This is a genomic window from Streptomyces sp. NPDC027962, assembly GCF_055566095.1.
Map to the genome: position 1 here is coordinate 70,330 of NZ_JBVHTA010000040.1, position 8,322 is coordinate 78,651.

An 8,322-nucleotide genomic window follows, 5' to 3' on the forward strand; every position below is an offset into this window, starting at 1 on the left:
CCCCAGTGCGCCGGGAAATCCACCGTCGCGCGGGCCGGCGTTGACGTACAGTGGTCCCACCGACGCGGGGTGGAGCAGCTCGGTAGCTCGCTGGGCTCATAACCCAGAGGTCGCATGGTTCAAATCCTGCCCCCGCTACCAACTCCGGCCCCTCGAAGCCCAGGCGACGAGGGGGCCGGAAGCATCTCTGGCTACCCGAGCAGACCGAAACGATGCCGCTACCTCCTGGCCCTGTCCCTCGGCCGAACGCCGCTGCTCACCGACGCGGGTGGTGGTGAGGGCGGTGTCCGCCGGGTAGACGGGCTGCAACACGCGGAGTGCTGCAGCCCGTCAAACGCCGTCACAGGCGCCTTTCGAAAGGGCCATGCCGGGTCTTGGGGTCGCCGTACTGGTTCTTCACGGCGAGGTCGCCCGTGGAGCTGTTGGTCCCGTAGGAGCTGACCGACAGGGAGTCCTTGGTGTCACACTGAGGCCGCCGTCGTGGTCGTTCATCCGCAGGAAGACGGTTTTCCCGCGCTCGACGCTGCTGGCCCAGCGGCTGCCGACGATGAAAGGTTCGCCGTGATGTGGCGCCCCGTCGGTCTCGGACGGGCAGGCGGCCGGGGCGCCGTGGGTCGGCGTAGATGCGATCCAACGCCCACTACCGAGGAACGGCGACCGGCGGTTAGTCAAGTGGGGTTCCAGGAGGGAGAATCGTCCGGAAGGAACGTGCCAAGCGATGTCCTGCCCGAGGGTTCGGGACACCGCGCCAAGGCCCCATCGTCCTGTCACTCCCCGCGACCGCCGCACGTCGTGGACCCGTCAGCGGTCCTGCAACGCGTCGCTCGTCAGTCGCCGCGCCGCGGACGCCGCCCGAGAGTCGGCCGGAGCCAGAAGGAAGGTGGTCCGGCCCCATGGGGTCGGACCACCCTCCTGGCCTGCTATGCGTTGCCGATGCCACGTGTCAGAAGTCGAACAGGGTCGTGGCTCGGGAGTCCGCCACGCAGCTGTTGGGGAACGTTCGCTCGAAAGAGACTCGGCGCCCCTCCCACACGCCGTCAGCTGTGAGGGTGACGGGAGCGTAGATCTGCGGGCAAGCGTGATCCGAGTCGTCATTCAGAGTGAGCGCGGGCCGGCCATGGGCGCGTTCCAGGTCCGCGCATGCGGCCTCGGCGTCCGGATGGGTTCCGCCGACAGTCGGGTTGCAGGTGAGGGTGACCGCCCGTTCGACGGTCGCTGTTGCTGCGCTCTCCCCCTGACCGGCGGTGAGCACCATGGCGGAGGGCGGGTACAGGCTGTGCGGCGTACTGGCTGCGGCAGGACCGGCTGTCAGAGCGAGGACGCCGGCGACCCCACCCGCGACGCAGCTGAGCTTGGTGGCAGAGCGACGCATCAGAGTCTCCTTCTTCTCGGCTACGGAGCTTGCAGCGTTGCTCAGGAGCCGCGAGAGCATCACATCGATGACCCTCACTTCGGACATCGAGGATTGGGAAAACTGACGCAAAAGGGCGATCCAGGCGCTTTGGAGTTCGTGACGATGCGGGTTTAGCGGCAGTTCGCCTGCGGGAGCCGTCGCCGAGCCGGGCGACCTTACCACCGTTAATGAGCCGTGACTTCTCGACCGAGACAGCACCTTTCCGGCCGATGCAGGAGGAAGGTAGTTGAAAAGGCATGAAATTCGCCGGTCGGGTCTTCGCGTCAAGCCGTCACGCCACACCCCGGCTTCGGCTTCCTCGACCACCGCCACCGCGTCCTGGCCGCCGTCCTGAGCCGTCGCAACACCGTCACCCTCACCCTGACGGCCCGGCTGCACGGCCGGGACCGCAACACCCTGAGCTACCACGCCCACCGGACTATGCCCCTGCTGGCCTTTGCCGCTGCCCCCGACATCACCGCAGCCCTCACCCAGCCCCGCCGGACCCACCCACCCCGCACGATCGACGCCCTCCAGAACGTGATCACCGACTACGAAAGCGACATCAAGTCAGGCAGTAGTTGGTTGACGGCTCCTGAACCGCTTCCAGTTCGTTGCCGACCATCAGCGCCGCTACGGCGTGAAGCGGTTGTGCAGCATCCTCAACATCGCCCGGTCCAGCTTCTACTACTGGCGTCGGCAGCCGCTCCGGGCGCGAGGAGGTCCTGAGCGTGGCCGTCCGGGCCCGGGAGGTTCCCGGCGCGGGCGGCCCCGCCGCCCCCTGATGGACGGCTGCCTTGCCCGGCCGAAGGTAAGGAACCGGTGTGCGACATCGGCGAGTTGCGTAGGGTGTGCGGTCGTGACGTCGTATGAGCGCTGGTCCCTGGTCGCCTCGTTTGGTGCCCTCCTGGTAAGTGCTGTCGCCTTCGGCGCGGTGCTGTGGCAGCTCGTGATGCTGTCGCGCGCCACGACACTCGACCATGACCGACGGCGCAAGCAGGCGACGGTGGAGTACCTCGCCGCCACCATGGACAGGCGCAAGGAACTGCGCGACGAGGGCATCCCCGACGAGCGGGACCCCACGGCCGTCTCCGCGTTGATCGGCCGAATGGACGCGGGTGACCGGACGGCGACACGACTCGTCTACGCCTACCTGACGATCTACAACCATCTCGGCGTGGCCGCGCGGTCGGACGCGTTCGACCTGCGAGTCATCGACCAGGCATGGGGCGGCTCGGTCATCGCCATCTGGGAGGGCTACCGACCATGGATCGAGCGCCAGAGGCGCGCCCGCTGTGAGCCGCGGCTCTACGAGGACCTCGAGCATCTGGCCGCCCTGATGACTCCGCGGCGCATCGCGGCTCCGCCCGAGGACAGGAGTGTCCCCCTGCAGAGGTGATCCTCAGGGCGGTAGTGCCTCCCGAGTTCGAGGCTGTCGCACCCTGCCGCCCCTGCCCCCGCCGCGTCAGGCCGGCACCGTCCGGTCCGCGAAACCATGCTCCGCCGGGCGGGCCGCGCGCTGGGCGAGCCAGCCGGACACTCGCGGACCGCCGCTGACCGCGCTGCCTTCAAGGACCGTGCGGACGTGTTCGAAGCCCTGACGGAGGTAATAGCGGTGCAGGGCCCGGTTCGTCGTCCAGGCGTCCAGCCTGACCCACGCCGCCCGAGACCGGCACGCCCTGTGCCCGCCCCAGTCGAGCAGCCGCCCGCCGAGGTTCTGCCCGGCGTGTGAGCGGGCCACGGTGAGCTTGCTGATGTACAGCGCGGGGTCGGCCTCCTCCTCGGGGGTCCACAGCCCTTCCGGGGGAACCGGGGCCAAGGTGACGGTGGCGGCGGTCACCTCGCCATCGCGCACCACGAACGTCTGCCCCGCTTCGACGGCTGCCCGCAGGCGGTCTGCCGGGTAGGGACGGCGCCACTGGTCGGTACCGAGCTCACCGAGCCAGGCCGCCGCCTCATCGCGGAAGGACAACAGCATGGGCAGATCGTCCAGTTGTGCGCATGTGATGATCAAGAAACCTCCCCGGCATTCCACGGGCAGTTGACACTGCTCCCTTGCGCGGCCCGGCGGGGCCACAGCATGCCACGGCGCCGTCGCTCGCCGCCCGGCCCGAATGCCCGAAATAGCCCCTGCCGGTCAGCTTCCCGGCGGACCCCTCCATGCGGCACATGGACGAACGGGTGCACCCTCTGGTACGCCGGATGCATGCGGTATCCGGCGCGCCTGGCAGTCGGCCGGCGGCTGGGCGCAGGGGCGGCTCAGCGACGTGCCGTGCACTACGCGGCAGTTCAGCACTCGTGATCTGCGGGGGTCATCCCGCTCCCGCCGCGTGCCGCGGTGGCGGCGTAAACGCGTTGCGCCGGCTGTGGGTGGACCGTGAGGATGGTGCGCATGCCGCCCGTGAAGATCGAGATTCGGCCGTATGCCAACGATGACTGGGACGCGATCGCGCGAATTCACGATGCCGCGCGCCTTGACGAGTTGCGCAACTCCGCCGGTGTCGAGGCGTTCCTGACGCTCGCGCAGACCGCTGAGCAGGAAGGGCTGTTCGACGGCCAGTTGTGGGTGGCGGAGGCCGACGGGAGAGTAGCCGCTTTCGTCGCGCTCGACGACGACGAGGTCACCTGGCTGTACGTCGACCCGCAGTGCTACCGGCAGGGGATCGGCAGGGCACTGCTGCGCCACGCCGTTGCCGCTGCCGGACCGAGGGTTGAAGTCACCGTGCTCGACGGCAACCCAGCCGCCGAGGCGCTCTACGCCGGCGAGGGATTCATCGTCACGGAGACCCGGACCGGCCCGCTGGTCGGCAATGAGGCGTTCACCGCCACCGGCCACATCATGCACCGCGACACCGCGACGGCACCCACCAGCGTCGCTGGCTGATTGAAGTCTTCGCACGGTCCAACCCTGCCGCCGGGACAAGGGCCCTACTCCTGAGCTTGGCGTTTACTGACTTCGTCGTATTAGGGTCGGTTCGGTCTGTCGAGTGCGAGGCCGGTCCCGGCGAGGAATCCGCTGAGGATGCTGTGCCGGTACTGCATCGCCTTGAGCCGCTGGCGGAGCAGAGTCTCCAACTCGCTGAGTCGAGGAGGCGGATGTAGTCGCTCTCGCCGAGCGAGCGGCGCTCGCCCTTGCGGTCGGTATGCCGACGCAGCCGGTAGCACAGGCGGGCGGGAAGGCCTGGCCGGTAGCACAGCAGCCCGGCCCCTCCGCCCATAGGGGCTCTGGCTCGGTCCTCCCTGCCAGACGGTCACTTAGCCGTCTCCATCTGCTTGTCACCTAGCGACTGTAAGGGCCTGCTCTGACAACTAGGGCGGAGTTTCTACGCCCAGTCGATGCCGAGGTGGGTGAGTGCGGCGCGTTGGGGCAGGGTGAGCTTGTCGCGGCGGGTTTTGATGTTGCTGTACCAGATGCCTAGCTTCAGTTCGTGTTCCTGGCCGTCGATGACGATTGGTTCGACGTGTCCCCTCGGCACTGCCTGCTGGGCACCTTCGCGGGCGATGTACTGCGCCAGGGCGGTGATGCCTCGTTGGAAGGCCGCCGACGGTTTCCCAGGTTCTCCTGCTGCTGTCTTCGTGCCGGGTGCGGGCCGTTCGGTGGGTTGGATACCGAGTGTGGTCAGACGCTTTTGCTGTTCGTCGGAGAGCTGTGCCCAGGTGTGTGCTTCGCGTTGCCGTGCGAGCCAGTGGCCGAGGTCGTCGCCGTCCATCAGCACGCCGGGCTGGATGTGGGGGAGGAGGCCGCCGGGTTCGTCTTCGGCGAGGTCGCGGAGGACGGCGTAGTGGCGTTGCCAGTCCACGGGCCAGGGGCAGTTCCAGTCGGGGTCGATGGCGGTGAGTTGTTCGGCGCGGCGGGTGGCACGTTCGGGGTTTTTGCCGAGGCCGCCGGGGCGGCGGAGGTTGACCAGGTGCTGTCCGATGGGCTGCTGGTCCGTGTCACTGGTGCCCCAGATGGTGTTCTGTTTGGGGGCGAGGTGACCGTGGGAGCGGTGGTAGGAGCGCAGGAGGGCGAGTTTGGTCTCCCATACCTCGTCGGCGGGGTCCCACACCATGCCCTCTTCCTCGAGCAGCGCCCGCCGGTGCTCGTCAAGTTGCCCCGTCTTGTAGGTGCGGCGCTGTTCGGACACCCATCGGCCCAGCGGAAAGCGGGTGACACCGAGCGGGACGTCCGTGTCGTACGGCACGGCATACAGTCCGGTGATGCCATTCTCGGCACGCCAGCGGCGCAGGGCCTCGAACCCTTCGAGCCAGACGAGGGAGTCGGGCCGGATGACGCGGGTGCGGACGAACGCGGCGATCGTGGCCGCATCCCGCGGTGAGGCGAAGTTCAGCACCGACTCCACGCCAGCGTCGTCCCGCATGACGCCGCTCTCTTCGGCCTGCGCCTGGCCCGGTTCGATGATGTGCCCGTCCGCGTCGCGCCGCAGGTGGATCCGACGGGTCGTCTGCTGCCGGCGGGTCAGGGCGCGGGAGGCAAGTTGCTCGACGAGGCGTTCGGAGTGACTTCTCAGCCCTTGAAGAAGGTCGACGAGCGGCTGGTAGCTGGCGGAGGCGACCATGTGGGTGGGGTCTTCACCGGGGGTGAGGAAGACGGGCACGATGATGCGGCACACCTTGGTGGTGCCGTCCGGGTTCGGCCTGAGCCCGCGCCCGATGTTCTGCACGATCTGCACCATCGAGCCGCGTGAGCCGACGATACAGATGGCCTCCACTCCGCGTTCGCCGACGATGTCGACTCCCTCGCCGAGTACGCGGACGGATGCGAGGAACGCCCGATGGACACGCTTGCCGTCGGCGTCGATGCCGTTCGCGAACTGCCGGATGACGTCACGTCGCTCGGCCACGAGGTGGTCACCGCACAGCCACTGGGCCCACACCCGGTCCGGTGGCACGTGCCGGTCAGGCTCCAGCTCGCCTGCCTGCGCGCCGATCGGTGACGGCGGGCGCGTGTCCGCCTCGCCGAGAGCGTGAGCGGACACCTCGTCGTGGTACAGGTCGGCTGCCGTCGCGGGCAGGTTCGCGGCGAACGCGCGGGCTTCTTCGACCTGCTGGTGGAAGGTCATGACGGTGCGCAGGTTGTGCCGGGCGGCGTGCTCGAGGAGCGCAGCCTGCAGCAGAGCCAGACGCCGGCCGCGCATCTCGTCGGGGGAAAGACCGACGTAATAGTCCGGATCCTCGATCTCCAGGACGTCGATCTCGAACGGCGCGAGGATGCCCCGCTCGATCGCCTCGGACAGCCCGAGCTCGTAAATCCACTCCCCGTACGTGTCGTCCGGGTCACTGGCCATTGACGCGATCTCCAGCTCCTGGCCATCCCTGCCCCTCGGCGGCCGGGCCGCAGCCAGGATCCTGGGGGTGGCCGTCAGATAGAGCCGGAATCCCACAGGAATACGCTCGTTGTCATGAATCGCGGCCCAAGGCCGGCCGACGTCTCCCGCGGTCGAATGTGCCTCGTCCACCACCCCCAAGTCGAACGGCTCCATGCGCTGCCCATACAGCAGCGCACCACCGGCCAGAGCCTGCTCGATCGGCCCGCGCACCTTCCCTTGACCAGTGACATCCCCCGGATCCTCCCGATCGACCAGGGAGGCATACGTCGCCAGCACCACGACCGCCCCGGCGCCGGCCCACAGCGCCAACTGGATCGGGTTCGTCGTCGTCCGCACCCCAAGCTGCTCCAGGACCTCGTCCTTCTCCAGTGAGCAGACGGCCACCATCGGGCCGTTGTGGCCGATCCGGCGCCACGCCTGGGCGGTCTGCACGAGCAGATCGAGGGTGGGCACCATGACGAGGATCCGACCGCCCCGGAAGCACTCGCGCGCGGCCGCAGCAGCGGTGTACGTCTTACCGGAACCGGTCGCTGACACGACAGTGGCACGAGCGCCCTGAACAGGTACATCTGACCTTGCAGGGAAACCGACCCAATTCCGGATACGCGAATTTGCTTCTACCTGATGTTCTCTGAGCCTGATCACGCAGACTCACCGCCCCTTTTCCGAACTGTCCAGGCAACCAACCGCTTCCACCTCGGACCCGTTGCCGGCGCGGCTGCCAAAGGCACAAGAGGACGCTGCATCTTTCTGCCCGCCGGTAGCTCGTCCTCGAAGTCACACGCAGCCACCGCCCGGTATCCGGCACGCCACAGCGTCTCGAGCGCCACCGTGACCGCAGCAACCGTCTCGACGCCCCCTGCGCCGGGAAACGCTTCACACTCAAGGACAAACTCCCACTGCAAGAAGCCCGAACCTGAGCAGGCCGACCTGGCTGTCGCGTAGTCGTTGTGCGCGACAGCCAGGTGCATCGGACCCACCCGCAGGACCCCGGAGCCTCACCGCCGTAGGCCACGGAAGCCAGGAGCTCGACCAGAGCTGATCGATCCTGCGCATCGACATAGACTGCGCAGTCCGTGTGCGAAACCTTCGCTCCAGACACCTCGGATACCCTCAATCCGTTCGCCATCGAATCCGGCAGACCTCCATCTCGAACCGAGAGGATGTTCCCTACTTCGCTCAACTCTACATGCTGCATCACCTGAGAACATCAGTAGCCAAGGCGCTCGCGTTCCCCAGGGCTTCTCCATAGGGAACCACTCCACGTTCGGAGTAGGCCACGGAGCATGACGTCCAGTCAGCCCTTCGGTGAGCACTCGATTGACCCACCCCCTCCTAGCCAGCTGCCGGCGGAGCCGGCCTTTCGGGCCGGGAGCGGAGCGGACGGCCTGTCAAGCCCACAAGCGGGCGGTTGAGCAGGCGCGGAGCGCTGCTCAACAGGCGTGCGAGCGAAGCGAGTTCGCCAGGCCTGAAGCGCAGCGGAAGGCCGGCCGAGACGAAGTCGAGGCCACGGCCCGCGGAGCGGGCCGTCAGCCGGTCGAGCGAAGCGAGACCGGCTTGCTGGCATCGCGCGCAGCGCGATGGAACCCGCTCCGCGGG

The 8,322-nt window shown here is 68.0% G+C and carries 5 protein-coding genes, 1 tRNA gene and 2 pseudogenes; 4 read left to right on the forward strand and 4 right to left on the reverse strand.

Features of this window, described 5'->3' with window-relative positions; all coding sequences use genetic code 11:
- The first annotated feature begins 63 nt into the window (after positions 1 to 63).
- A tRNA-Met gene (locus ACZ4SA_RS29330) sits at positions 64 to 141 on the forward strand.
- An 802-nt stretch (positions 142 to 943) separates the two neighbouring features.
- Here ACZ4SA_RS29330 and ACZ4SA_RS29335 read toward each other — a convergent pair.
- On the reverse strand, positions 944 to 1,372 hold the full coding sequence (locus ACZ4SA_RS29335) for a subtilase-type protease inhibitor (protein WP_468280519.1): 429 nt from the start codon (positions 1,370 to 1,372) through the stop codon (positions 944 to 946).
- A 321-nt stretch (positions 1,373 to 1,693) separates the two neighbouring features.
- On the opposite strand from ACZ4SA_RS29335, the pseudogene ACZ4SA_RS29340 reads away from it, so the two are divergent.
- Together ACZ4SA_RS29340 and ACZ4SA_RS29345 are read left to right on the forward strand one after the other, a co-directional pair.
- Positions 1,694 to 1,975: pseudogene (locus ACZ4SA_RS29340) on the forward strand (ISAzo13 family transposase); the annotation flags it as partial.
- A gap of 277 nt (positions 1,976 to 2,252) precedes the next feature.
- The gene (locus ACZ4SA_RS29345; RefSeq protein WP_468280521.1) at positions 2,253 to 2,792 is read left to right on the forward strand and encodes a DUF4760 domain-containing protein; all 540 of its coding nucleotides are present in this window, start codon (positions 2,253 to 2,255) and stop codon (positions 2,790 to 2,792) included.
- A 66-nt stretch (positions 2,793 to 2,858) separates the two neighbouring features.
- Here ACZ4SA_RS29345 and ACZ4SA_RS29350 read toward each other — a convergent pair whose 3' ends face one another.
- The gene (locus ACZ4SA_RS29350; protein WP_468280523.1) at positions 2,859 to 3,407 is read right to left on the reverse strand and encodes a GNAT family N-acetyltransferase; all 549 of its coding nucleotides are present in this window, start codon (positions 3,405 to 3,407) and stop codon (positions 2,859 to 2,861) included.
- Between the two features lie 378 nt (positions 3,408 to 3,785).
- On the opposite strand from ACZ4SA_RS29350, the gene ACZ4SA_RS29355 reads away from it, so the two are divergent.
- Positions 3,786 to 4,277 carry a GNAT family N-acetyltransferase gene (locus ACZ4SA_RS29355; protein ID WP_468280525.1) on the forward strand — a complete coding sequence of 164 codons (492 nt, stop codon included), beginning with the start codon at positions 3,786 to 3,788 and terminating at the stop codon, positions 4,275 to 4,277.
- An 80-nt stretch (positions 4,278 to 4,357) separates the two neighbouring features.
- On the opposite strand, the pseudogene ACZ4SA_RS29360 reads toward ACZ4SA_RS29355, so the two are convergent.
- Both ACZ4SA_RS29360 and ACZ4SA_RS29365 read right to left on the reverse strand, forming a co-directional pair.
- A pseudogene (locus ACZ4SA_RS29360) lies at positions 4,358 to 4,599 on the reverse strand (IS630 family transposase); the annotation flags it as partial.
- Positions 4,600 to 4,716: 117 nt separating this feature from the next.
- A complete protein-coding gene (locus ACZ4SA_RS29365; RefSeq protein ID WP_468280527.1) occupies positions 4,717 to 7,368 on the reverse strand; it encodes a Helicase associated domain protein in 2,652 nt (883 codons plus the stop codon).
- Between the last annotated feature and the right edge of the window lie 954 nt (positions 7,369 to 8,322).

Coding starts and splice junctions, on each gene's coding strand:
- ACZ4SA_RS29335 (WP_468280519.1), bottom strand. CDS start 1,372: ATGCGTCGCTCTGCCACCAAGCTCAGCTGCGTCGCGGGTGGGGTCGCC.
- ACZ4SA_RS29355 (WP_468280525.1), top strand. CDS start 3,786: ATGCCGCCCGTGAAGATCGAGATTCGGCCGTATGCCAACGATGACTGG.